At 58.3% G+C, this 25,759-nt stretch carries 19 protein-coding genes; 13 read left to right on the forward strand and 6 right to left on the reverse strand.

Translation table 11 applies throughout. The features are described from left to right. Positions 1–3: 3 nt before the first annotated feature. Entirely contained in the window at positions 4–3,087 is a 3,084-nt protein-coding gene (locus tag BTN45_RS12695) for a helicase-related protein (RefSeq protein WP_207589731.1), read from the reverse strand. A 458-nt stretch (positions 3,088–3,545) separates the two neighbouring features. Next, on the reverse strand, positions 3,546–4,790 hold the full coding sequence (locus BTN45_RS12700; protein WP_207589733.1) for a ubiquinone biosynthesis hydroxylase: 1,245 nt from the start codon (positions 4,788–4,790) through the stop codon (positions 3,546–3,548). Positions 4,791–4,846: 56 nt separating this feature from the next. Between BTN45_RS12700 and tesB the strand changes: the two genes are divergently transcribed. The 6 genes from tesB (at position 4,847) to BTN45_RS12730 (ending at position 12,341) form a co-directional block, all read left to right on the forward strand. Then, on the forward strand, positions 4,847–5,731 hold the full coding sequence (tesB, locus tag BTN45_RS12705) for an acyl-CoA thioesterase II (RefSeq protein WP_004444049.1): 885 nt from the start codon (positions 4,847–4,849) through the stop codon (positions 5,729–5,731). Between the two features lie 211 nt (positions 5,732–5,942). After that, the gene (locus BTN45_RS12710) at positions 5,943–6,293 is read left to right on the forward strand and encodes a P-II family nitrogen regulator (RefSeq protein ID WP_004444057.1); all 351 of its coding nucleotides are present in this window, start codon (positions 5,943–5,945) and stop codon (positions 6,291–6,293) included. Positions 6,294–6,322: 29 nt separating this feature from the next. After that, on the forward strand, positions 6,323–7,669 hold the full coding sequence (locus tag BTN45_RS12715) for an ammonium transporter (protein WP_004444059.1): 1,347 nt from the start codon (positions 6,323–6,325) through the stop codon (positions 7,667–7,669). A 273-nt stretch (positions 7,670–7,942) separates the two neighbouring features. Next, positions 7,943–10,606, forward strand: coding sequence for a DNA translocase FtsK (locus tag BTN45_RS12720; protein ID WP_207588156.1), 2,664 nt, complete (start codon positions 7,943–7,945; stop codon positions 10,604–10,606). Between the two features lie 47 nt (positions 10,607–10,653). After that, complete coding sequence (locus BTN45_RS12725) at positions 10,654–11,379, forward strand: outer membrane lipoprotein carrier protein LolA (RefSeq protein WP_207588157.1); 726 nt, start codon at positions 10,654–10,656, stop codon at positions 11,377–11,379. A gap of 158 nt (positions 11,380–11,537) precedes the next feature. Further along, entirely contained in the window at positions 11,538–12,341 is an 804-nt protein-coding gene (locus tag BTN45_RS12730; protein WP_004444069.1) for an exodeoxyribonuclease III, read from the forward strand. Positions 12,342–12,373: 32 nt separating this feature from the next. Here the strand turns inward: BTN45_RS12730 and BTN45_RS12735 are convergent, their stop codons facing one another. Together BTN45_RS12735 and BTN45_RS12740 are read right to left on the reverse strand one after the other, a co-directional pair. After that, on the reverse strand, positions 12,374–12,829 hold the full coding sequence (locus BTN45_RS12735) for a cyclic nucleotide-binding domain-containing protein (RefSeq protein ID WP_004444071.1): 456 nt from the start codon (positions 12,827–12,829) through the stop codon (positions 12,374–12,376). Between the two features lie 119 nt (positions 12,830–12,948). Beyond that, positions 12,949–13,632 carry a response regulator transcription factor gene (locus tag BTN45_RS12740; RefSeq protein ID WP_004444073.1) on the reverse strand — a complete coding sequence of 228 codons (684 nt, stop codon included), beginning with the start codon at positions 13,630–13,632 and terminating at the stop codon, positions 12,949–12,951. A gap of 183 nt (positions 13,633–13,815) precedes the next feature. On the opposite strand from BTN45_RS12740, the gene BTN45_RS12745 reads away from it, so the two are divergent. Next, positions 13,816–14,319: a L,D-transpeptidase gene (locus tag BTN45_RS12745; RefSeq protein ID WP_064263777.1), complete on the forward strand. Its 504-nt coding sequence runs from the start codon at positions 13,816–13,818 to the stop codon at positions 14,317–14,319. A gap of 71 nt (positions 14,320–14,390) precedes the next feature. Here the strand turns inward: BTN45_RS12745 and BTN45_RS12750 are convergent, their stop codons facing one another. Then, positions 14,391–14,960: a CarD family transcriptional regulator gene (locus BTN45_RS12750; RefSeq protein ID WP_004444078.1), complete on the reverse strand. Its 570-nt coding sequence runs from the start codon at positions 14,958–14,960 to the stop codon at positions 14,391–14,393. A 541-nt stretch (positions 14,961–15,501) separates the two neighbouring features. On the opposite strand from BTN45_RS12750, the gene BTN45_RS12755 reads away from it, so the two are divergent. Continuing rightward, positions 15,502–20,262 carry an NAD-glutamate dehydrogenase gene (locus tag BTN45_RS12755; RefSeq protein WP_207588158.1) on the forward strand — a complete coding sequence of 1,587 codons (4,761 nt, stop codon included), beginning with the start codon at positions 15,502–15,504 and terminating at the stop codon, positions 20,260–20,262. 112 nt (positions 20,263–20,374) lie between these two features. Then, positions 20,375–21,751 (forward strand): MFS transporter, encoded by a 1,377-nt coding sequence (locus tag BTN45_RS12760; protein WP_207588159.1) that lies wholly within the window; start codon positions 20,375–20,377, stop codon positions 21,749–21,751. Between the two features lie 60 nt (positions 21,752–21,811). Here BTN45_RS12760 and phaR read toward each other — a convergent pair whose 3' ends face one another. Then, complete coding sequence (gene phaR, locus BTN45_RS12765) at positions 21,812–22,387, reverse strand: polyhydroxyalkanoate synthesis repressor PhaR (protein WP_004444083.1); 576 nt, start codon at positions 22,385–22,387, stop codon at positions 21,812–21,814. A 243-nt stretch (positions 22,388–22,630) separates the two neighbouring features. Between phaR and BTN45_RS12770 the strand changes: the two genes are divergently transcribed. From BTN45_RS12770 to bfr, 4 genes are all read left to right on the forward strand, one after another. Beyond that, positions 22,631–23,812, forward strand: a complete 1,182-nt coding sequence (locus BTN45_RS12770) for an acetyl-CoA C-acetyltransferase (protein WP_022557004.1) — start codon at positions 22,631–22,633, stop codon at positions 23,810–23,812. A gap of 157 nt (positions 23,813–23,969) precedes the next feature. Further along, positions 23,970–24,695, forward strand: a complete 726-nt coding sequence (gene phbB, locus BTN45_RS12775) for an acetoacetyl-CoA reductase (protein WP_022557005.1) — start codon at positions 23,970–23,972, stop codon at positions 24,693–24,695. Positions 24,696–24,961: 266 nt separating this feature from the next. Continuing rightward, positions 24,962–25,273, forward strand: a complete 312-nt coding sequence (locus BTN45_RS12780; RefSeq protein ID WP_207588160.1) for a (2Fe-2S)-binding protein — start codon at positions 24,962–24,964, stop codon at positions 25,271–25,273. Beyond that, on the forward strand, positions 25,239–25,730 hold the full coding sequence (gene bfr / locus BTN45_RS12785; RefSeq protein WP_004444094.1) for a bacterioferritin: 492 nt from the start codon (positions 25,239–25,241) through the stop codon (positions 25,728–25,730). The genes BTN45_RS12780 and bfr overlap by 35 nt, the downstream gene beginning before the upstream one ends. Positions 25,731–25,759 lie beyond the last annotated feature (29 nt).

Raw genomic sequence — 25,759 nt, forward strand, 5'->3', positions numbered from 1 at the left:
GGCTTACTTCTTCAGCTGCTCCTTGAGGGCAGCGAGCTTTGCAAAAGGCGAATCCGGGTCCAGCGGCTTTTCCTTGCGCGGTGGCTTGGCCTCGAAACGCTGCTGGCCCTGCGGCTTTCCGCCACGGTCGCTGCGCTCCGGCCTGTCCTTGCGCTCGCCACGATCATGACGATCATTATTGCGGTTGTTGCCGCGATCGGGACGGCCGCCGTCACGCTTGCGCTCGCCCTCGCCGCCACGATTGGCTGCATCGCGATTTGCCCCGTCGCGATTGTCACGACGGCCTTCGCCGCGTCGCTCGCCTTGCTCGCGCGCTGTCTGCTCACGACCCTGGCCACGATTGCCGGGACGACGGTTTTCACCACGCTGGTTTTCATTGCGGCCACCCGGACGCCACAGAAGCACGGGCTTCGGCTCGGCGGCCTCACCGCTTTCCGCCGGAGCCGCTTCATTTGCAGCAGCCTCTTCACCGGCGGCTTCCGCGACCGGCGCCTCGGTAACGTCGCCTTCCACAACAGCAATCGTTTCGGAGGCCTGCTCTTCGGAAGCCGGCTCGTCCTGCTCGGTCTCAGCGCTATCCTCTTCGCCCGCCGTCGTTTCTGGGGCAGCCGGCACAGTGGCGCCTGCCTGGCTGGCGAGGAAGGCCTGCGCCTCTTCCGCCGTCACCTGATCGGCACGGTAACCGAGGCCCTTGAGGATTTCTTCCATGTCATCGAGCGTTGCGCCGAGAATGGAAAGCATCGCGGTCGTCGTCGTGAAACGACGGCCATCATAAGCACCTTCGGGACGCGGCTGCTGGCCGGGCTTCCACTGCAGCAGCGGACGGATGAGATCAGCCAGACGCTCGAGAATGTCGATACGCACCGCGCGCTTTCCGAGGAAACGGAAACCGGCAAGCTTGTAGAACATGCGCTCGTAGCTGGCATCCGTAACGACCGAGGTGCGGCCTGCAGCCAGGACGGGAATAAGGTCGCCATAACCCGGTTTGCCAAGACCATCATTCTTCAAGGCCCAGAGCAGCGTCACAAGTTCTGCCGGAGCAGGCTTCAGGAGCGCAGGCAAAAAGACATGATAGGCGCCGAAACGCACGCCGTAACGCCGCATGGAAGCACGCGCGTCCTGATCCAGCGACTTCACGTCTTCCGCGACGTCACGACGGAACAGCACGCCGAGATTTTCAACCAGCTGGAAAGCAAGACCCTTTGCGAGACCCTGAAGGTCTTCCGCGCGGGAGATATCATCCAGCGGCTTCAGCACGGTTGCGATCTGGTGGTTGACGAAACGCTCGATCCGCGCGAGCGCGTGATCACGGGCATTACCGCTCAACTGCTCGTCGGCCAGCAGGATCACCCGCGGCTTCATGATATTGTCGCCGGCCGAAAGACGGGCAACCGGCTCGCCCAGCCAGCGAACCAGACCATCGGAGCTCAAAGCGAGATCGCCATTTCCACTGGCGTGCAGACGCGCGGCACGCGCCTCGTATTCGAGCGCGAGCGCCTTCTGCGCCGCAGCCTGCACGGCCTTCTGATCCGGCCCTTCCATTCCCGGCACCGGCGTGAACCGGAACCCGGCCAATTGGCCGACGTGATGACCTTCTACGAAGACATCACCATTTACACTGATTTCAGCTTCAAGCATCGCATTCTCTCTCAGGCGCCTCATGAGCACAGATGTCCTGCGATCAACAAAGCGTTTCGTCAACCTTTCATGTAGCGCATCGGACAATCGATCCTCGATTTCCCGAGTCTTTTCTTGCCAGTGTGTCGGATCGGCAAGCCATCCTGGGCGGTTCGATACATAAGTCCATGTTCTGATCTGCGCAATCCTCGCAGACAAGGTATCGATCTCTCCATCCGTGCGGTCGGCGCGACGCACCTGTTCGGCCATGAAATCCTCGTTCACCGTACCGCGCTTGACGAGGTCGAAATAGAGCGTGGAGATCAGATCCGCATGCTGCGCCGGCGCGATACGGCGATAGTCCGGAAGCGCGCAGGCCTCCCAGAGCTTTTCCACCCGTGCATCGGTCGTCGTCACGTCGATGATTTCGGGATAACGGGACAGATACTCCAGCGCCTGCTGGTCGATGGCCGGCAGGGCGCGCGAAAGCCCCTGGATCGCCGGCGCAGCGTCAAGGCTCGCACGCAGATTGGCGATAGAGGAAAAATCGAAGTTTTTCGTCCGCCACTGCAACACCTTCACCGCATCGAACTGATGCGTCTCGATCCGCTCCACCAGTTCGTCATCGAACGGGTCGACACGGCCTGTCACCCCGAAGGTGCCGTCACGAAGATGGCGGCCGGCGCGGCCGGCGATCTGGCCGATTTCGCCCGGATTGAGATTGCGGAATTGATAACCGTCGAATTTTCGGTCCTGCGCGAAAGCGACGTGATCGACATCAAGGTTAAGGCCCATGCCGATAGCGTCCGTCGCGACCAGATATTCGACATCGCCGGACTGATAGAGACCCACCTGCGCATTGCGCGTGCGGGGCGAAAGCGCGCCCAGCACAACGGCCGCGCCGCCCCGCTGGCGGCGCACCAGTTCGGCAATGGCATAGACCTCATCGGCGGAAAAAGCGACAATCGCCGTACGCTGCGGCAGGCGGGTTATCTTCTTCTGGCCGGCATAAAAAAGCTGCGACAGACGCGGTCGCTCCACCACGGTAATTCCCGGCAGCAGCTTTTCGAGGATCGGGCGCATCGTGCCCGCGCCCAGCAGCAGCGTTTCCTCCCGCCCGCGCAGATGCAGCACCCGGTCGGTAAAGATATGCCCGCGCTCGAGATCGCCTGCCAGCTGCACCTCATCGATTGCAACGAAGGCGGCCGTCGTTTCGCGCGGCATGGCTTCCACTGTGCAAACGGAATACTTGGCTTTTGGGGGTGAGATTTTTTCTTCGCCGGTTATCAGCGCCACATTGGGCGCCCCCACCTTTTCGACCAGACGGGTATAGACCTCGCGCGCCAAAAGGCGCAGCGGCAGGCCAATGACACCGCTGCCATGCGCCACCATACGCTCAATCGCGTAATGGGTCTTGCCGGTGTTGGTGGGGCCGAGAACGGCCGTGACACCGCGGCCGCTCAGGATCATGGGGCGAAAATTCAACGTACTATCCGCGAATCGACTTCATCTGCTTGGCGTGCCACCCACATCAACGGTATGGGCCGCACGCACCACACATGGCAACGCCTGCCGACAAAGGCAATAGGCCTCACCCGCAAAGTGCCATAAGGCGACCAGTCAACGAAATTTTCCATTTCGATTCAGATAGTTGAACAAGAAAAAAGAATCCGGCGAAAATGAAATCGATTCGGCTGCGGAACAGTCTGCGAACGAATCGAATACGAATCGCTGACTCCTCATGATTCAGCTTTTGTTCTCCGCAATATCTGGTTGGCGAAGTGACAGCCTCTACCAGATTATGAATCCGGATAAGTCCTTGGCCGGATTCGGCATTACGGTAAAACCGCCGGTCGGAAAATCCGGGAATCAGCTGTCAAGCGCCAATCCCGGAAAAGCCGTTCCGAAGCCAGCACCACAAGCCGAGATCAGAGTGCCTCACCGGTGAGCAAACGCGGCGCATTTGCATCCGTGGTACCGGCGGCCTGGCCAATGAAATAGGATTTGAGACCCGGCAAACGATCCACCACGCCGAGACCGAAATCGCGCATGATGCGAATGGGACCGACATCATTGGAGAACAGCCGGTTCAGCACATCCGTGGTCACCCCCATCCGCAAGGTGTCGAACCGGCGCCAGGACTGATACCGCTCCAGAACATTGAGGGAGCCGATGTCGAGGCCGAGACGGTCAGCTTCAACCACGGTTTCGGCCAGAGCCGCCACATCCTTGAAACCGAGATTGAGGCCTTGACCCGAGATCGGGTGAATACCGTGGGCCGCATCACCGGCGAGCGCGAAACGCGACGCGACGAAGGACCGTGCCAAAGTGAGACCCAGCGGAAAGGCGCGCCGGGGACCGACAGGCCGGATCGTGCCGAGCTTGTGGCCGAACCGGCGCTCAAGCTCCTCCTCGAACACCAGGTCGTCGGCGGCCACAAGCCTGTCGGCGTCGGCGGTGCGTTCGGTCCAGACAAGCGAAGACCGGTTTCCCTTCAACGGCAGAATGGCGAAGGGTCCGGATGGCAGGAAATGCTCCTCGGCGCAGCCTTCGTGCGGTCGCTCATGCTCAACGGTCGTCACGATGCCCGACTGATCGTAAGCCCAGTGCACCGTCTTGATGCCAGCCATATCCCGAAGAGCCGAGCGAACACCATCACAGGCAATCAGCAATCGCGCTTCGAGCATCGATCCGTCGGAAAGGTGAATAGCCGTCGACTGCGGTCCTGCGGTAAAATCGGAAACACTGAGGCTGTGGCGGATTTCTATGCCCAGGCGTGCGCAAAGGCCGCGCAACGCGCCTACCAGAGCGACGTTGGGAACCATATGGGCAAAGGGCCGGCCCTCTTCCACCGCGCCATCAAACGTCAGGAACACCGGACGCACCGGATCGGCGGTTTTCGAATCGGTAACGATCATCTTGTGGATCGGCTGGGCTTCCGGCTCGATCTCGTTCCAGATGCCGAAAACATCGAGCATGCGGGTAGCCGCTGCGATAATGGCGGACGCGCGGACATCCTTTGCCCAGACATCCTCAGGAGCGGCTTCAATTACCTGCACATTCAGATGCGGGGCCGCCTGCTTGATTGCCACAGCAACGGAAAGACCGACATATCCGCCGCCTGCCACCACAACGTCCAGCATCGCGCTTCTCCTCAAATCTTGTGCACGCATCATCAGCGCACTATAGACCATGTGACGTCTTCCTACAGCCGGAGCAGGCCGAAAAAATGTCGCATCCCTTGCAATCGTCAGACCCGATGGCAAATCTCATTGCCACGCTCGATCTTGAGAAGCTGGAAGAGAACCTTTACCGGGGCGAAAGCCCGCAGATCGGCTGGCAACGGGTTTTTGGTGGCCAGGTCATTGCACAGGCCCTGATCGCCGCGCAAAGAACCGTGGATGACGATCGCTTCGTGCATTCGTTGCACGCCTATTTCATGCGTCCCGGCGACCCGCTCGTGCCCATCGTCTACCAGGTCGAGCGTATCCGCGATGGCGCCAGTTTCTGCACCCGTCGCGTGGTCGCCATCCAGCACGGCAAAGCCATTTTTTCCATGTCGGCGTCGTTCCAGATATTCGAGGACGGTTTTACCCATCAGATCAGGATGCCTGATGTGACGCCGCCTGAAAAACTGATGAGCGAGGAACAGATGCAGGCGGCTTTCCTCGCCAAGGCGCCCGCTTCGATCCGCAACTACTGGAGCAACAAGCGGCCGATCGAGATCAGGCCGGTCTCGCTGACCCACTACATCTCAAAAGAAAAGCTGGAGCCGCAGCAGGACATCTGGGTCCGTGCCGTCGGAAGCGTACCTGACGATCCGCGCCTGCAATCCGCCATTCTCGCCTATCTCTCCGACATGACGCTGCTGGACACCTCGCTCTATGCCCATGGCACGACGATCTTCGATCCTTCGATCCAGGTGGCAAGCCTGGACCACGCCATGTGGTTTCATCGTCCCTGCCGGCTGGATGACTGGCTGCTCTATACGCAGGACAGCCCCAGCGCCTCGGGCGCGCGCGGTTTGACCCGTGGCAATATTTTCACCAGACAGGGCGAACTGGTCGCCTCCGTGGCGCAGGAAGGTTTGATCCGCAAAAGGGCAAATGATTAAATAAAGTGCGTTTTCTAAAAATCGCACATTTTATAGACGCAAAATTCGCCGACAAATGCCCCTTTTTCAGACGTCCGTCATATAAACATTACATTTCAATAAGTTAGTTACACACTCAAAACTGGCACGCCCTTTGAATGTATGTCCGCAGTCGCTGTTACTGATCTGCCAGCGGCAGGAGAGTCGGCTCCGTGCCGAGGACAAACAAAGGATGGGAAACCAGATGAAAATTGTGATGGCCATTATCAAGCCGTTCAAGCTGGATGAAGTGCGCGAAGCACTCACCGGCGTCGGCATCCAGGGCCTGACCGTGACCGAAGTAAAGGGTTACGGGCGCCAGAAGGGACATACCGAGATTTATCGCGGCACGGAATATGCGGTGAGCTTCCTTCCCAAGCTAAAGATCGAGATCGCTGTTCCATCCGACGTCGTGGACAAGGCCGTCGAAGCGATCGCATCTGCGGCAAAGACCGGGCAGATCGGCGACGGCAAGATCTTCGTTTACTCAATTGAACAGGCCGTGCGCATCCGTACCGGCGAAACCAACACAGAAGCGCTTTGAAGCACGGCTGACAGGGGAGTTTTCTAGCTATGCAACTCAACAAGTTTTTGACGCTCGGCAAGCTGGGCGCAACAGCGACGGCCCTGATGGCCCCGGCCATCGCCTTTGCCCAGGATGCAGCGCCGGCCGCAGCCGCAGCGCCTGTTCCGGAAAAGGCCGACACAGCCTTCATGTATGTCGCCACAATCCTCGTGCTCTTCATGATCCTTCCGGGTCTGGCGCTGTTTTACGGCGGTCTTGTCCGCACGAAGAACATGCTCTCCGTCCTCATGCAGTGCACGGTCATCACCGCTGTCATGATGCTCATCTGGGTCATCTACGGTTACTCTTTCGCCTTCGGCGGCGGCACCGGCCCTTATTTCGGCGGCTTCGGCAAGCTGTTCCTGTCGGGCGTTTCGCTTGACAGCACCTCGGCAACCTTCTCGCAGGGCGTCGTGATCTACGAATATACCTTCATCGCCTTCCAGATGACCTTTGCGGCCATCACCCCGGCGCTGATCATCGGTGCCTTCGCGGAACGCGTGAAGTTCTCCGCCGTCATCCTCTTCACCATCCTTTGGGCCACCTTCGTGTATTTCCCGGTCGCCCATATGGTCTGGGACGCAAACGGCCTGATCTTCGGCATGGGCGCTCTTGACTTCGCCGGCGGCACGGTCGTCCACATCAATGCCGGTATCGCAGGCCTGATCGGCGCGATCATGGTCGGCAAGCGCACCGGCTTCGGCAAGGACATGATGGCTCCTCACTCCATGACGCTGACACTCGTCGGTGCAGCTATGCTGTGGTTCGGCTGGTTCGGTTTCAACGCCGGCTCCAACCTCGAAGCATCGGGTGGTGCGGTTCTCGCAACCATGAACACCTTCCTCGCAACCGCAGCCGCCATTGTTTCCTGGTCGCTGGTTGAAAGCTTCACCCGCGGCAAGGCATCCATGCTGGGCGCCGCTTCGGGCATGATCGCCGGCCTCGTTGCCGTCACACCTGCTGCAGGCTCGGTTGGCCCGATGGGTGCCATCGTTCTCGGCCTCATCGTCTCGCCGATCTGCTACTTCTTCGTCTCCGTGGTGAAGAACAAGTTCGGTTACGACGATACCGCTGACGTCTTCGGCGTTCACGGCATTGGCGGCATCATCGGCGCACTCGGCACCGGCATCTTCACCTCGCCGCTACTCGGCGGCACCGGCAAGCCCGAATTCTCCATCGCCTCGCAGCTCTGGACGCAGTTCGTGGCCGTCGCCATCACCATCGTCTGGTGCGCCATCGTCTCGGCAATCCTTTACAAGATCGTCGATGTGATCGTCGGGCTCCGCGTCCCGGTCGAAGCCGAGCGCGAAGGTCTGGACCTCGCCACCCACGGCGAAGCCGCTTACCACTCCTGATTCCGGGAAAATGGGGTTCTCCATCCCCATCCCCGAAAGAAAGGCCCGTTTCGACGGGCCTTTTTCTTTGCCGCCAGCCCGCCGTAACGCAGCCGTCTCAAAGCACAAATCCGCTCGAACGCTCACCCGAAAATGCTCTGATCTCCTCAAAAAACCGCATGGTTAACACGACATTAACCAGCTGGCGGTTAGTTTTCCCTGTCAATCCGGGATCAGGCCGTGTGCCGGATCTCGCCGAAACCAAAAAATGACGGGTTCAGGGACATGGGCAGAATGCATTCTCCGACATTCGATGGTCGTCACACACGTTTTGTGCTGACGGCGTTTTTCGTGCGGCAGATTATGGCTCTGGCCGGTTTCGCTCTGCTTGCCACGATTGCACTCGGTATCGCCGCGCTCGCGACGTGGAATGTGGCAGATCCGAGCCTGTCCTATGCCACAGGAAACCAACCAACCAATCTCCTGGGCTACGGCGGCGCGATCTTCGCGGATATCGTTATGCAGTTCCTCGGGCTTTCGGCCATCATTTCCCTGCTGCCGGTCATTGCATGGGCGATCGCCCTGATCGCCGGCCGCAAGCTGCAGCGCATACCCGCCCGCCTCGTGGCCTGGATCGCAGGCGCGATCGTCTGCGCCGCGTCCCTCGGCTGCTTTCCGGCTCCCGTCACCTGGCCGCTGCCGAACGGTATCGGCGGCGTGATCGGCGACATGATCCTTCGTTTCCCCGCCCTATTCATCGGCGCTTATCCCACGGGCACCGTTGCGACGATACTTGGGGTAATATTCGCCGCGCCGGCTGCCTGGCTCATGCTGTTTGCCGCGGGCATTGTCGGCGGTCTGGACGATGAACTGGAGCGTGAAGAACCCGCACCGGCCGTCAGCAAGGCCCGCGCCGTCCGCGAGGCGGAAGAGGACGACGAGGATGATGGCGAGGGTTTCTTCGCCAACATTCTCGCCTTCGGCGCACTGACGCACTACTGGTACATCACCCAGGCCCGTTTTCGTCGCCTGTTCGGCCTGAAGTCGAAATCGCTGCATGACGAATTCGAACATCCCTATGATTTCAACGAGTATGAATTCGGCACGCTAAACGAGCCGTCGCGCCTCAAGACGGCGATCAACCGTCTCGACCAGCGCGCGGAACCCTCTTTCGAAGAACGAACTGCATCGCGTCGCCAGATGTCTCCTCCCTCCATCGCGCCCGGTCATGAAGACGATGGGGACGGCGAGCCGTCCTTCGGTACTGACGAGGCCCGCCTGCCAAGTGGCATCCTTTCCGATGACGACGTCGACCAGAAATTCACTGCCCGACAGGCGCCGGGACGCGGACAGACGAAAATAACCGCTCCTTCGGCACGCCCGAAGCCCAGTGAGCGTGTGGCACGCGAAGCACAGGCCTCTTTCATCGCCGCAGACGGTTTCCAGCTTCCTACCGTTCATCTTCTGGCGGAGCCCAAGAACATTGTTCGCGACAATACGCTAAGCGAAGAGGTGCTCGAGCAGAACGCCCGTCTTCTCGAGGGGGTTCTTGAAGACTTCGGCGTCAAGGGTGAAATCATTCATGTCCGCCCCGGCCCGGTCGTCACCCTTTACGAACTGGAACCGGCACCCGGCATCAAATCGTCGCGTGTCATCGGCCTCGCGGATGATATCGCCCGCTCCATGAGCGCGATCGCTGCCCGCGTCGCCGTTGTTCCCGGCCGCAATGCCATCGGCATCGAACTGCCGAACCAGACCCGCGAAACCGTGTTCCTGCGCGAACTGATCGGCAGCCGCGATTTCGAAAACAGCAAAGCCAAGCTTGCCATGGCGCTCGGCAAGACCATCGGCGGCGAACCCGTCATCGCCGATCTCGCCAAGATGCCGCACCTGCTCGTTGCAGGCACCACCGGTTCGGGCAAGTCCGTTGCCATCAACACCATGATCCTGTCGCTGCTTTACCGCATGTCGCCGGAACAGTGCCGCCTGATCATGATCGACCCGAAAATGCTGGAACTGTCGATCTATGACGGCATTCCGCACCTGCTTTCTCCCGTCGTCACGGATCCGAAAAAGGCGGTCGTCGCGCTCAAATGGACGGTGCGCGAGATGGAGGAGCGCTACAAGAAGATGTCCAAGATCGGCGTGCGCAATATCGACGGCTTCAACAGCCGCGTGCAGCAGGCGCTCGACAAGGGCGAGATCCTCACCCGCACGGTGCAGACCGGTTTCGACCGCCAGACCGGCGAGGCAATCTACGAAACGGAAGAGTTCGATCTGAAGCCCCTGCCCTATATCGTCGTCATCATCGACGAGATGGCCGACCTGATGATGGTGGCCGGCAAGGATATCGAAGGCGCGGTGCAGCGTTTGGCGCAGATGGCGCGTGCTGCCGGCATCCATGTCATCATGGCCACCCAGCGCCCCTCCGTTGATGTCATCACCGGCACGATCAAGGCCAATTTCCCGACCCGCATCTCATTCCAGGTCACCTCGAAGATCGACAGCCGCACGATCCTTGGAGAGCAGGGCGCCGAGCAGCTGCTCGGCATGGGCGACATGCTCTATATGGCTGGCGGCGGACGCATCCAGCGTGTGCACGGGCCCTTCGTTTCCGACAATGAAGTGGAAGAGATCGTCGCCTATCTCAAGACGCAGGGCTCGCCGGAATATCTGGAAGCGATTACCGAGGAAGAAGACGAGGACGGCGCTGGCGCAAGCCCGGCCGGCGGCGGCAGCTTCTCGGATTCCGAGGACCCCTACGATCAGGCCGTGGCCGTCGTACTTCGCGATGGCAAAGCCTCCACCTCCTATGTGCAGCGTCGTCTCGGCATCGGTTACAACCGCGCGGCATCGCTGATCGAACGCATGGAGCAGGAAGGCATTATCGGCCCCGCCAACCACGCCGGAAAACGCGAAATCCTCGTTCCCACGGAAGCAGATATCATCGAGCGATAATCCGCAACCAAGCGGCGTCGAGAAGCGTTATTACACGCTTTCACGTCATGAAGCCGCCGCGTTTTTCGCGGACAATCGCTGCGATGAAGGAGAACAGAATGAACGACCTGACCACCGGCGAAACGGCCAATGCAAGCGCAGCGCAAAATGGCGTGACGCGGCGTGGGGTGCTGACGGCATTTTCCATGGCTGCCGTGATCGCTGGCATCTCGCCGCTCGAAGCCTTTGCGCAGGCAGCCGGCAATACCGCGACGGCGCAGAAGATCGCGAACCACTTCTCGTCGGTAAAAACCATGATGGGTGAATTCGTGCAGTTCGGCCCGCGCGGGGAACAGACCGGCGGCAAGTTCTACATCGAACGGCCAGGCAAGCTCCGTTTCAATTATGAAGACCCATCGCCGATGCGCGTCATCTCCGACGGCAAGAATGTCGTCATCGGCAATATGAAGCTGAAGACATGGGATCTCTATCCACTGTCGAAGACTCCGCTCAGCCTGCTTCTCTCCGACAAGATCGATCTCAGCAACCAGAAGGTCCGGGATGTGAAGGAAGAATCTGACCTGACCACCATCGTCCTCGGTGACAAGAGCGTGTTCGGCGATTCCACCATCACGCTGATGTTCGACCCGAAGACGTTCGATCTGCGGCAATGGACCACGACGGACGCCCAGAACAAGGACACGACCGTGATGATCTTCAACGTTCAAACCGGCGTGAACCTGGATGAACGCGTCTTCAACATCAATTATGAAGAAGTACGCAAGCGCGGCTGACGCTCCCTGTCAATGTATGCTCCGTGAAGGCGGCTCTCAGGCCGCCTTTTTCATTTTGCCGCTAAAATACATTCCCGTTTTCATCACTATGTTATAAGCCTGCGCCCCGGAAACAGCCTTGAGACCTTGCTTCAAGGCGATAAAAGCGGAGCTCATTTATGTCGTTTTCGATAACCACCTGGAACATCAACTCCGTCAGGCTCAGAATGCCGATCGTCGAGCAGTTTCTGGTGCGTTACAAACCCGACATTCTCTGCCTGCAGGAAACCAAATGCCCGAATGGCGAGTTTCCGATGAAGCCGTTGAAGGCGCTGGGTTACGAGCACGTGATCATTCACGGCCAGAAGGGCTATCATGGTGTCGCCATCGCCTCGAAAATCCCGCTGACGGAAGATCATCGTCAGGATTACTGCGGAATTGGCGACGCGCGCCATATTTCCGCGATTGTCCAGGTGGGATCGCGCCGCATCCGGCTCCATAATTTTTATGTTCCGGCAGGCGGCGACGAACCTGATCGCTCAATCAATCCGAAATTCGGCCACAAGCTGGATTTCATTGAGGAAATGAAGGCATTGCGTGCCGATGGCGTGCCGGGCACCTCTTCCATCCTCGTCGGCGACCTCAATATAGCGCCGCTCGAGAATGATGTCTGGTCGCACAAGCAGCTTCTCAAGATCGTCAGCCACACGCCGGTGGAAACCGAGGGTATGCTGGACATCATGAAGAAGGGCAACTGGCTTGATCTGATGCGGCTGAATGTGCCGGCGACGGAAAAAATCTATACGTGGTGGAGTTACCGCGCCAAGGACTGGGAAGCGGCTGATCGCGGCCGCCGCCTCGATCACATCTGGTCGTCTCAGGATCTCGGCCCGTCGCTTGACAGGATCGAGATATTGCGGGAAGCCCGCGGCTGGAACCGACCATCGGATCACGTTCCAGTCACCGCCCATTTCCGGTTTTGAACCAATGCCGGACGCGGTGATCTGGCGCGCGGTCACATGAAGCGGTTCTGCAAACGGGCCGCACCGGCGGCCAGAGACGCGATATTGTCGCGAATGCGCGCCGAAACGATGTCGGCGACCTCAGGAAACTCTTCCACCAGGCGGTGAAAGAGAATGCGCGTTATCCGGATGACTTCGGAATCTTCCGCAGCCACGGCAGTAAATTTTCTTTCGCAAAGGGTAAAAAGCGCAAGTTCCGAAAGCAGGGCGCCCTTTCCGGGCGTAGCCTGCAGCACGGGCTTGCCGTCCCGGCCGGCTGAAAAAAGCTCGAAATGACCCGACGTCACGGCAAAGGCGCATTCGGCGGGGGAGTGTTCGCGAAACAAGGTCTGTCCCGCCGCGACACGCCGGCGCTCTGCGCCGAAGGCGATGAGCCGCAGCTGATCATCACTGAAGCCCGCAAACAACGGCACTTGCCCCAGCAGCATGATATCGTCGGTCAAGGCCATGTCGATTGTTACTCCGGAAAACCGCCTGCATTGCTATAGCGGTTTTCCAATATCGGCCTTCAAAACACAAGGTGCTAGAGCAATGCTCAACAACTCGGGGGGACTCCCCGGGGGGCCTGTCAGGGGACGATCTTGTAGCCGCCGTTCTCGGTTACGAGAATCTCGGCATTGGAAGGATCCCGCTCGATCTTCTGACGCAGCCGATAAACGTGCGTTTCGAGCGTGTGGGTCGTGACCCCGGAATTGTAACCCCAGACCTCTTCCAGCAGGACGTCACGAGTCACGACCGTGCTGCCTGCCCGGTAGAGATAACGAATGATCGCGGCCTCTTTTTCCGTCAGCCGGATTTTCTTGCCGTCTTCGGTCGTCAGGAGCTTCTGGCTGGGCTTGAACTGATAAGGACCAACGGTGAAGACCGCATCCTCGCTCTGTTCATATTGACGCAACTGGGCCCGGATGCGGGCGAGAAGCACGGCAAAGCGGAAAGGCTTTGTCACATAGTCATTGGCGCCAGCCTCAAGGCCGAGGATCGTGTCCGAATCCGTATCGTGACCCGTGAGCATGATGATGGGCGCCTTGAAGCCGCCCTTGCGCAAAAGCTTCACGGCTTCGCGGCCATCCATGTCGGGAAGGCCGACATCCATGATGAGTAGATCGACCTGCGAAGTTTTGGCGGTCTGCATCGCCTGTGCGGCGTTTGCGCCGCTCAACAGCGAGAATTCCTCATAGGGAGACAATTGCTCGGTCAGCGTCTCCCGAAGATCGTCGTCATCGTCCACGAGAAGGATAGTGCGAGCCGTCATTCGGATTCTCAGCCTTTCTTACTTTAATCGTCAGCCAATTCAGCGGTTTGCCGGTAAAAGGTCAACCCATTGCCATCACATGATGAAGTGCTATGACTTCACGTTAAATAACCTGCAAAGCAAAATCTCGTGAAAAACATGAGCAAACGTCCCGTAGAACAACGTAAACGCGCATCAACGCTCATGGTTCGGCCAGCTCCTTTGAAAATCAACCGGGCCATCGTTCAGCTCGGCCATCTCACATTTCCGGCTGCCATCGGCCGCAATGGCCGGACTGCACGAAAACGGGAAGGTGACGGAAAGTCGCCGATTTCCGTGACCCGCCTGCTGCATGGCTTTTATCGCGGCGACCGCATGTCCGCCATCACGACTGCCCTGCCGATGCAACGCACACGGAAATCGATGCTGTGGTGTGATGAGCCCGGCAACCCCAATTATAACAGGCTGGTCAAGGCACCTTTCGCGCCGAGCCACGAGGACATGATGCGCACAGATGGCCTTTACGATGTCTGTCTCGTGCTGGACTGGAACGTCACCTCAAGAAGCCGCAACCGCGGCTCAGCAATCTTCATGCATATTATTCGGCCGGGATATGAACCGACAGCAGGTTGCGTCGCACTGCATCCCCGCGACATGCGGCGCGTCCTGCCGCATCTGCGCGAAGGCACGAAAATCCGCATCTTGTGAATTAAGCCGGCACTTGGACAACAAAAAACCCGCCATAAAGGCGGGTTTTTTTAGAAGGAAGAGGCCGGCGATTACGCGGCTTCGTCCTGAGAATCGTCTTCTTCGACAGCCTTGCCGCGCTTGGGGCCCTTGGCAAGGTTAACTTCCACCAGGCGAACAGCCTCGGTTTCGGACATCTTGTTGACAGCGGCGATTTCGCGCGCCATGCGGTCGAGAGCGGCTTCGTAAAGCTGGCGCTCGGAATAGGACTGCTCAGGCTGGTTTTCCGCGCGGTAGAGATCGCGAACGACTTCCGCGATCGCGATGAGATCGCCGGAGTTGATCTTCGCATCATATTCCTGTGCACGGCGCGACCACATGGTACGCTTCACACGCGCCTTGCCCTGCACCACTTTCAGCGCCCGCTCGACAAAATCGCCTTCGGAAAGCTTGCGCATGCCGATGCTGACGGCTTTAGCGACGGGAACTTTAAGACGCATCTTGTCTTTTTCGAAATCAATGACAAAAAGCTCAAGCTTCATGCCGGCGACTTCTTGTTCCTCGATGGCAGAAATGGTACCGACACCATGAGCGGGATACACAATCGCTTCACCGGTTTTAAAGCCGTGATGTGCTGGAGATTTCTTCTGCTGGGTCGTCATTCGTTCTAAAAACTCCCTGTTACATACCCGGGGATGCCGGGGTTGGGTCGGTCAGGCCCTGATGAGACGGGGGAACCGTCAGGTGATTCCGCACTGGTCCAGCCGTGCACGCAAAAATACACCTTCCCGCCTCGCGGGGTTCGATAACGTAAACGCTCGATATGTCACGGAAACCGCGTGCAAAAGAGGTGTTGCTTTCGTGGTGTTTTTGGGCACACAAATGCCGCGCTGTGGATCAGTGTTGTTGGTGTACCACAAAAATAGGCGCAAATCAATAATTTGCTTCAACCGTGGCCGCAACATCACATTGCGGCTCAAGAACCGCTTAAAAATTAGCCGCAAAAATACTGTCGTATGCTTCTAAACTGAGCCTCGCGAGAAAAGAAGCAAAAAAATTTCACTTACCGCCTGAAGAAACACGATAGCCTCTTAAACTCTTCGTAATTCCACGCCAATATCCGATTCGACCGAAAAGGCAAAATCCGCAAATTGGCGATGCTTTTTTATATTAAAGTGTGATTTTTGGAGGAATCCACGTCAAATGGGCTACAGAAACAATCCAAAACGCGAAAAACAGATCGAAAAAGCGCGCCAGCAGGCAATTGCCGAAAATGTCGAATTTCTTGATCCTGGTATTCTTTATGGAAGGGCAAGTGTCGACGATATAGAATATTATTCCGCCGAGATGCTGGCGGCGAGTGCCGCCCACAGTTTCCAGGCGCTTTCGCGATGGACCGGGGACACCCCTTATATCAGCATTTCCCAAGTCGAGGGTGTTTCCCCGCGGGACGTGCCGGTAACGGTTCTGACCATTATCGGCCGCAACATGCCCTTCCTCTACGATTCTGTTATGGGCGAAGTCACCAGTAGTTATCGCGGTCTTTATCTTGCCGTGCACCCGATCCTCGTCCGAGACGATGATGCGAAGGGTGGTTACCGCCTTGCCGAGCCCGATGATGATCCGGCCGGCAATATAAGTCTTATCCAGCTGCACATCGCACCGCTTTCGCAGCAGGGAGCCTCGGCTCTGGAAGAGCGGCTTCGCTTCGTGCTGAAGCAGGTGGAATCGGCCTATCGCGACTGGCGGCCCATGCTGGCGAAGCTAGACGAGGCGTTGGATGAACTGTCGAAACGCGGCTCGTCGCGGCGCAAGGCCGAACGGACGGAGGCGGTCGAATTCCTCAACTGGCTTCGCAACGACAATTTCACCTTCCTGGGCATGCGTGACTACACCTATTCCGGCAAGGGGAAGAACGCGAAGATCGAGCGCGGTGACGGCGTCGGCCTCGGCAGCCTCAGCGACCCGGATGTCCGCGTGCTGCGACTCGGCAAGAATGCCGTGACGACGACACCGGAAATCCTTGCCTTCCTCGATGGCCCGGATTTCCTCATCGTTACCAAGGCTAATGTGAAGTCCATCGTGCATCGTCGCGCCTATATGGACTATATCGGCATCAAGCGCTTCGACGAGGACGGCAATGTCGTTGGTGAGCTGCGTATCGTCGGCCTTTTCACCGCAACTGCTTATACGCGTTCGGTCAAGCAAATTCCCTTGCTGCGCGCCAAGGTCGCGGAAGTCGAGCGGCATTTCGGCTTCGATCCAAACAGCCATTCGGGCCGCATCCTGCAGAACACGCTGGAAGCCTATCCGCGTGACGATCTTTTCCAGATCGAAACCGACCTTCTGATCCGCTTCATCGAGCAGATCATGGAGCTCAGCGACCGTCCGCGTGTGCGCGTGCTCGCACGTATAGACCGTTTCGACCGCTTCGTTTCGGCCATCATCTTCGTTCCGCGCGAGGAGTATAATTCCTATGTGCGCGAGAAGATCGGCGATTATCTGAGCAGGGTCTATGACGGGCATATATCGGCCTATTATCCCGCCTTTCCCGAAGGCGCCGTTGCCCGCGTCCATTTCATTGTCGGCCGCACGGAAGGCAAGACGCCCCGCATCGCCCAGGACAAGCTCGAAGATGCCGTCAGCGATATTGCGGCACGCTGGATAGATCACTTCGTCTCCCTGTCCGAACCGGGCGCACCGGTGCTGGAAGTGGATCAGGCCTATCAGGAAGCTTTCACGCCCGAAGAGGCGATCGGCGACATGCCTGATATTCTGGCCGCTGTGAAAGGCGACCCGGTCCGCATTGAATTCTATCAGCAGGAAGGCCAGCCGGCGGGAACGCTATCCCTGAAGATTTTCCACCGCGAAGGCCATCTTCCGCTTTCACGACGTGTTCCGCTGCTCGAAAATCTTGGTTTTAACGTCATCAGCGAGCGCACTTTCGATATCGGCGTCGTGGCGGATGGCGAAAAGCACGACATCGTGCTGCACGACATGGAACTGTCGGTCGCGGCCAGCACGACACTCGACCTGCCGCATTACGGACAGAAACTCGAAGAAGCTTTCCTTGCTGCTTTTTCAGGAAAGGTGGACAATGACAACTTCAATCGCCTGATCCTTGCCTGCGGTCTCACGGTGCGCGAAGTCTCGGTGCTGCGCGCCTACGCGCGGTACCTGCGCCAGACCGGAATCGTCTATTCGCAGGAACATATCTCCGAAACGCTCTATAAATATCCTGACATCTCCAGGAATATTTTCGCGCTGTTCAAGGCCGGCTTCGATCCATCCATCGAAGAGAAGAAGCGGCTGAAGAAACTCGCGGAAATTCATAAGGCAATCGAAGCAGCCCTGAGCGGCGTTCCCAATCTCGATGAGGACCGCACCCTCCGGCGTTACGTCAACGCCATCGATGCAACCCTGCGCACCAATTACTTCCAGAAAAATGCCGACGGCACGCCGCGTGACATTCTGGCATTCAAATTCGATCCCAAACATCTGGACGGCCTGCCCGATCCGCGCCCCTTCCGCGAAATCTTCGTTTACGGAACCGAGGTCGAAGGCGTGCATCTGCGTTTCGGCAAGGTTGCACGCGGTGGTCTGCGCTGGTCGGATCGCGGCCAGGATTACCGCACGGAGGTGCTCGGTCTTGTCAAGGCGCAGCAGGTGAAGAACGCGGTCATCGTGCCCGTCGGCGCCAAGGGCGGTTTCTTCCCCAAGAACCTGCCCGCCGGCGGCTCCCGCGACGAGGTCTTCAATGCCGGCCGCGAGGCCTATAAGACCTATATCCGCACACTGCTGTCCATCACCGATAATATTGTCGACGACGCCATCGTGCCGCCGGCTGACACATTGCGGCTCGATGGTGACGACCCCTATTTCGTCGTCGCCGCCGACAAGGGAACGGCCACCTTCTCCGATACGGCAAACGGCCTTGCCCATGAAGCCGGCTTCTGGCTGGACGATGCTTTCGCATCGGGCGGTTCGGCCGGTTACGACCACAAGAAGATGGGCATCACCGCGCGTGGCGCATGGGAGACGGTGAAGCGCCATTTCCGGGAGATGAACACCGACATCCAGACCACACCCTTCACGGTGGCGGGTGTGGGCGATATGTCCGGCGACGTCTTCGGTAACGGCATGCTGCTGTCGGAGAAGATCAGGCTTATCGCCGCCTTCGACCACCGCGATATCTTCATTGATCCGGATCCCGATACCGACAAATCCTTCGCCGAGCGCAGGCGGCTGTTCGAATTGCCACGTTCCAGCTGGCAGGATTATGACCGTTCGGCTCTCTCTGCCGGCGCGATGATCATTTCGCGCTCAGAAAAATCGGTGACGCTGACTCCGGAAGCTGTGGCGGCCATCGGCATCGACAAATCAGTCGCCACACCGTTCGAAATCATGACCGCCATCCTGAAGGCCCCGGCCGATCTCCTCTGGTTCGGCGGCATCGGCACCTACATCAAGGCGGCGGTGGAAACCAATGCCGAGGTGGGCGACAGGGCAAACGACCCCATCCGCGTCAACGCCACGGAGGTGCGCGCCAAGGTCATCGGCGAAGGCGCCAATCTCGGTATCACCCAGAAGGGGCGCATCGCCTATGCGCTTTCGGGCGGGCGCTGCAATTCCGACGCCATCGACAACTCGGCAGGCGTGAACTCCTCCGACGTCGAGGTCAATATCAAGATCGCACTCGCCTCCGCCGTCAATAGCGGTCGCCTGACGATGCCGAAGCGTAACCAGCTTCTCGCCTCCATGACGCCTGAGGTGGCGCAGCTGGTATTGCGCAACAACTATCTGCAATCGCTTGCGATCTCGCTGACCGAGCGGCTGGGCCTTTCAAACCGGGAAGAACTCGGCCGCCTGATGAGCGCACTGGAGGCAACCGGGCAGTTGAACCGCAAGGTCGAAACCCTGCCCAACAATGCCGAGTTCAGCGAGAGATACGCCAACGGCAAACCGCTGACCCGGCCAGAGATCGGCGTGCTCCTGTCCTATGCCAAGCTCACTTTGTTTGATGCACTGGTGGCAAGCACGCTTCCCGACGAACCCTATCTCCAGCATCTGCTGGTCGATTATTTTCCGGCCAAGATGCAGAAGAACTATGCCGACGATATCAAATCGCATCGCCTGCATCGCGAAATCGTCGCGACCGCACTTGCCAATGCCGTGGTCAATCGCGGCGGCCCCGGCTTCGTGCAGAAACTTGCCGATGCAAGTGGTCTGCTTGCGGCCGATGTCGTCAAGGCAGCGGTAATCGTTGAAGATGGCTTCGGTCTCAAACGACTGTGGAGCGAGGTCGATGCGCTCGACGGCCAGATCGGGGGCGAAGTTCAGAATGGGCTTTATGCCACGATCACGCGTATCTTCACGGATGCGAGCAGGCTCTATCTGCAAACCGGGAGCGCGGGTACGACCCCGGGCGACATGGCGACGGAAATCGAGCGCCTGAAAACCGCGATCAAGACGCTGTCACCGGCAGCGGCGAAATATCGCCGCGAACTCGGCATCACGGAAATAGCGGGCGTGCCCTCCGCTCTTCTCGAGGAGCTGGATACGCTTTCCCTGCTCGTCTATGTGCCTGAAATCATGCGCATCGCCGAAAGCGCGGGCACTACGCTTGCGCGCGCCGCCGAAAGCTATGCCACCGTCTCCTCGACCTTCCGCGTCGCGCGTCTGCTGGATGCAAGCCAGCGCATCACACCGGCGGATCATTATGAGAGTCTGGCTCTCCTGCGCAGCCAGGACCAGATCTCCTCGTCGAGACGTCGCATCGTCATCTCGGCCCTTACCGAGTATGCCAAGGAAAAGGACCCGGTTCAGGCCTGGTATGCGGCTGACCGAGTGCGCGTCAACCGCATCGTCTCCGAACTCGGCGCGCTCAGCGAAAGTGGCGACACCAACCTTGCCCGCCTTGCCGTGGCGGCCGGGCTGCTTTCCGATATCGTTCAGGCACGCTGATCGATAAAGTTAATCGCCACCCGGTTCATATCTCCCGGGTGGCGACTAAAAACGCGATACGCTACCGTCTCCGCACATACCAAATCTCTACTATCTACCGATAGGAATCTGAATGACTGTCCCTTCCCCGAACGCGGAAACAGTGGTTGCCAAACGCGGCATATGGGGATGGATTATGTTCGACTGGGCGGCGCAGCCCTTCTTCACTGTTGTCACCACGTTCATTTTCGGCCCCTATTTCGTTGCCCGCCTCACCGACGATCCGATTTCGGCGCAGGCGACATGGAGCAACATGGCGACGGTGTCGTCGATCATCATAGCCCTCTTCTCCCCCATTCTCGGCTCCATCGCCGATCAAGCCGGTGCGCGCAAACCATGGATCGCCTTTTTTGCGATCATCAAGATCACCAGCCTGTGTCTCCTTTGGTACGCGGCGCCGGGATCGCCGGTCATTCTGCCCGTAATCTGCATGATCCTGGCGTCCATCGCGGCGGAATTTTCGATTGTCTTCAACGATTCCATGATGCCGCGGCTCACCAATCCACAAAATGTTGGGCGCATTTCCAATCTCGCTTGGGGCCTCGGCTATCTCGGCGGCATGGTGGTGCTGATTGCGGTCGTCACCCTGCTGGCGGCAAACCCCAAGACCGGACTTACGCTCGTGGGAATCGCGCCTCTTTTCGGCCTCGACCCCGCCTCCGGGCAGGACGCGAGAATAATCGGACCGATTGCTGCGCTCTGGTATCTCATCTTCATTTTGCCGATGTTCTTAATGACCCCGGACGCTAACAAGGGTCTGCCTTTCGGAGCGGCAATCCACTCCGGACTTCGGGAGTTAAAGACGACACTGCGCGAGCTTCGTCACCGCCCCATGCTGCTGCGATTTCTGATTGCGCGCATGCTATATCAGGATGGCGTGAATGGCGTCGTAATCTTGGGCGGCGCGTTCGCGGCGGGAATGTTCGGGTGGCAAACAATCGAAACTGGTCTCTTTGGCATCCTTCTGAATGTCGTCGCCATCGTCGGATGCTTTGCCGCAGGGCGTGTTGATCAAACCCTCGGATCGCGCAATACCGTACTCATAAGTCTGGTGCTGCTTTTGCTTGCCACCGTTGGCATCGTTTCCACAGAAAAGGGCTCAACCCTATTCGGATTGCTCCAACTTTCCACGGATGACAATGATAGTTTCTTCGCGACAGGCGCCGAAAAAGCCTATCTCCTCTACGGCGTCTTGATCGGCCTTGCCTTCGGCCCGGTTCAGGCGTCATCGCGCTCTTATCTCGCGCGCAACATCACGGTGGCGGAAGCGGGCCGATATTTCGGCATCTATGCGCTGTCGGGGCGCGCCACGAGTTTCATGGCGACGCTATCATTTTCCATAGCCACCACTATAAGCGGCTCCGCCCATATCGGCATGGCCACGCTCATCGTATTCCTGGGGGCGGGTTTCCTGCTGCTGTTGCGCGTTCCGGAAAGAGCGGCAGGCTGAAAGTCATAAGCGGCAGCCGATGCGGTGGTCAATTCCAGCATCGGCCGGAACAGCGCAGACTCAGAGCTGGTCGAGCTTTTGCTGCAATGCGCGCAGCTGCGCCTTCAGCTCATCGATTTCGGATGCATTCGGCTTGCGGGCCTCTTTCGGCGCCTGTGGCATTGCAAAAGGCGTGAAACCCTGCATCGCCTGCCGGAACAGTTCCGTATTACGGCGGATCTGCTCTTCCATCATCTGCAATGGCGCCTGAAAATTGCGGGCAAGCGAGCCGTCACCGAAAGCCTTGGCCATATGCTCCTGCATCTGGCTCTGCTGGTCGGAAAAGGTCTTCATGGAATGTTCGAGAAATGTCGGCACGACCATCTGCATCTGGTCGCCATAATAAGAAATCAATTGACGCAGAAACGCCGTCGGCAACAGCGTATTGCCGGTTTTGGCCTCCTGTTCGACGATGATCTGCGTCAGCACGGCGTGCGTGATGTCTTCGGATGACTTCGCGTCCTGAACCTTGAAGTCTTCACCACGCTTGACCATCTGCGCCAGATCATCAAGCGTCACATAGGTGCTGGTACCGGTATTGTAGAGCCGCCGATTGGCGTATTTTTTTATGATCGTTTCGCCGTCGTGTTTCGCCATGCCCGCCTCCTCGCGATGATGGTATTTTTTTGTTTTTTGGTGTTATTGCTCTTCCCGCCGCAAAGTGTATGCGCAAAATGCGCTGTCTGACAAATGTTTTGTGCATCGCAACAGTTTGTTTTTTGCGCAGCAATTTTTAGCAAGATTCCAATGTGATTTAGCAATATCTTTTAAAGCAACTTTCGTCATTTGACTTGGATTGAAAGCTTTGCCAGTCTCCGCCCGCAAGTGAGGAGAAAACAAATGACCCTGCCTTCAATCGTGATTGCCAGCGCTGCGCGCACCGCCGTCGGTTCTTTCAATGGCCACTTTGCCAATACGCCAGCCCACGAACTCGGCGCGACCGTTATCAGTGCCGTGCTTGAACGTGCCGGCGTTGCGGCGAACGAAATTGATGAAGTCATTCTCGGTCAGGTGCTCACCGCGGGCGAAGGGCAGAACCCGGCGCGGCAAGCGGCAATGAAGGCAGGCATTCCACAGGAAGCGACCGCTTTCGGCCTCAACCAGCTCTGCGGCTCGGGACTGCGCGCCGTGGCCCTCGGCATGCAGCAAATCTTGACGGGTGATGCGGGCATTGTCATCGCCGGCGGTCAGGAATCCATGTCCATGGCACCTCACTGCGCCCATTTGCGTGGCGGCGTGAAAATGGGCGACTTCAAGATGATCGACACCATGCTGAAGGACGGCCTGACCGACGCCTTTTACGGCTATCACATGGGCATCACCGCTGAAAACATAGCCCGCCAGTGGCAACTCTCCCGGGATGAGCAGGACCAGTTTGCGGTCTCATCGCAAAACAAGGCTGAAGCCGCACAGGCTGCCGGACGTTTCGTGGACGAAATCGTCGCTTTCACCGTGAAGGGCCGCAAGGCCGATATCGTCATCGACGCCGATGAACATATCCGCGCTGGCGCCTCGCTGGAAACAATGGCCAAGTTGCGCCCTGCCTTCGACAAGGACGGCACCGTGACGGCGGGGAACGCCTCAGGTCTGAACGACGGCGCAGCCGCCACGCTTTTGATGTCGGAACAGGAAGCAGAAAAGCGCGGCATCAAGCCACTGGCCCGTATTGCCTCCTGGGCGACGGCGGGCGTCGATCCGCAGATCATGGGCACCGGCCCCATTCCCGCCTCCCGCAAGGCCTTGGCCAAGGCCGGCTGGTCGGTAGGCGATATCGGCCTCGTCGAAGCCAACGAAGCATTTGCAGCCCAGTCCTGTGCCGTCGTGCGCGAGCTTGGCCTTGATCCTGATATCGTCAACGTCAACGGCGGAGCGATTGCCATCGGCCATCCGATCGGCGCTTCGGGCGCCCGCGTCCTGAACACCCTGATTTACGAGATGCGCCGCCGTAACGTGTCCAAGGGTCTTGCGACACTCTGCATCGGCGGCGGCATGGGTGTAGCCATGTGCATCGAGGCGCTCTGACGCGCGGACCGCCCGCACTTGCCAAAAAGCAATTCCGGTTCAGCGGACAATAGGATAGAAGCGGCCTCCCATTGGCCGCATTTCTGTGGCGGTTGAGCACGACGAACAAGCACCTGCACAACTGCAGGCGCTTCAATGACAGGTCATGGAGGCCTAGATGAGCCGGGTTGCTTTGATTTCCGGCGGGACGAGCGGTATAGGTGCCGCCATCGCCCGCGCCCTGCAGGCAGCCGGCTATCGGGTGGCCGTCAACTATGCCTTCACGACGGACCGGGCGGAGACATTCCAGACGGAGACAGGCATTCCTGCGTTCCAGTGGGACGTGCGCGACTACGATGCTTGCGTCAACGGTATCGCGAAGGTGGAGGAAACCCTCGGGCCGGTCGAAATCCTCGTCAACAATGCCGGCATCACCCGTGACGCCATGTTTCACAAGATGACACCGCAGCAGTGGCGTGACGTCATCGACACGAACCTCACCGGCGTCTTCAACATGACCCACCCCGTCTGGCCGGGCATGCGGGAGCGCGGTTTCGGCCGCATCGTCAATATTTCCTCCATCAATGGACAGAAGGGTCAGGCGGGCCAAGTCAATTACTCCGCGTCGAAAGCCGGCGATATCGGCTTCACCAAGGCGCTCGCGCAGGAGGGCGCAAGCCGCAATATCACCGTCAACGCCATCTGCCCCGGCTATATCGGCACGGAAATGGTGAGAGCGATCCCGGAGAAGGTTCTGGCCGAGCGGATCGTGCCACAAATCCCCATCGGACGGCTTGGGGAACCGGAGGAGATCGCGCGTTGCGTCCTGTTTCTCGTCTCGGACGAGGCTGGCTTTATCACCGGTTCCACAATGACGGCCAATGGCGGTCAATATTTCGCCTGACATTTACACGCCTGCTGCTCCGGCCGGCTCAGATCAGTAAACTTCTCGTGATATCGTGACAGCACATTTTGGCGCGCACGAAAACTTGAGCAGGACAGGACGTAAAAAAGAGACAGCTAAACCAATGAAAATACGACATTTTTCGTATAGTTTAGAACGAGTCTAGAAAATCGTTATGAATTTGAAAAGAGGTTTTTCTTGACATTCGCTGTCCTGTTTTGGTTTAAGAACGAAAACAACGTGTTGCGTCATACAGGCAGTCCATCATGCTGGTTTGCAGCTGCAATTACATCACCGATCATGAGATCAAGGACGTTATCAACGAGCTCCTCGTTGAGGACTGTTGGCAGCTTATCGTTCCCGCAAAAGTGTATCATGCCATGGAAAAGCGCGGTCGCTGCTGTGGCTGTTTTCCGACCGTTGTCGACCTGATTATCAAAACCACGGAAGAATATCACGCCCGTCGGCACTCGACTGAGGCTGATGTTTTTGATTTTATGTCCCGCCTGAAGCGATTCCACGAAGAGAACAGGAGAGCGGACATTGAAAGGCGACAAAAGAGTCATCGAGCGGCTTAACGAAGCCCTTTTTCTCGAACTCGGTGCAGTAAACCAGTATTGGCTTCATTACCGGCTTCTGAATGACTGGGGTTACACCAAGCTTGCCAAGAAGGAGCGTGCGGAATCCATCGAAGAGATGCAGCACGCAGACAAGCTTATCGACCGGATCATCTTCCTGGAGGGCCATCCCAACCTCCAGACCGTTGCTCCCCTGCGTATCGGACAGAATGTCAAGGAAGTGCTCGAAGCCGACCTTGCTGGTGAATATGATGCAAGAGCGTCTTATAAGAAATCCCGCGATATCTGTCATGAGGCCGGTGACTACGTTTCGATGAAGCTGTTCGAAACGCTGCTGATCGACGAGGAGGGTCATATCGACTTCCTCGAGACCCAGCTCGAACTGCTCGGCAAGATCGGCGAAGAAAAATACGGCCAGCTCAATGCGGATTCCGCCAACGAAGCGGAAGACCACTAAAATACGGAAAAGGCGGCCGGCGGCCGCCT

Origin of the sequence: Rhizobium sp. ZX09 (assembly GCF_017357485.1) — a bacterium.
Lineage (GTDB): Bacteria > Pseudomonadota > Alphaproteobacteria > Rhizobiales > Rhizobiaceae > Agrobacterium > Agrobacterium pusense.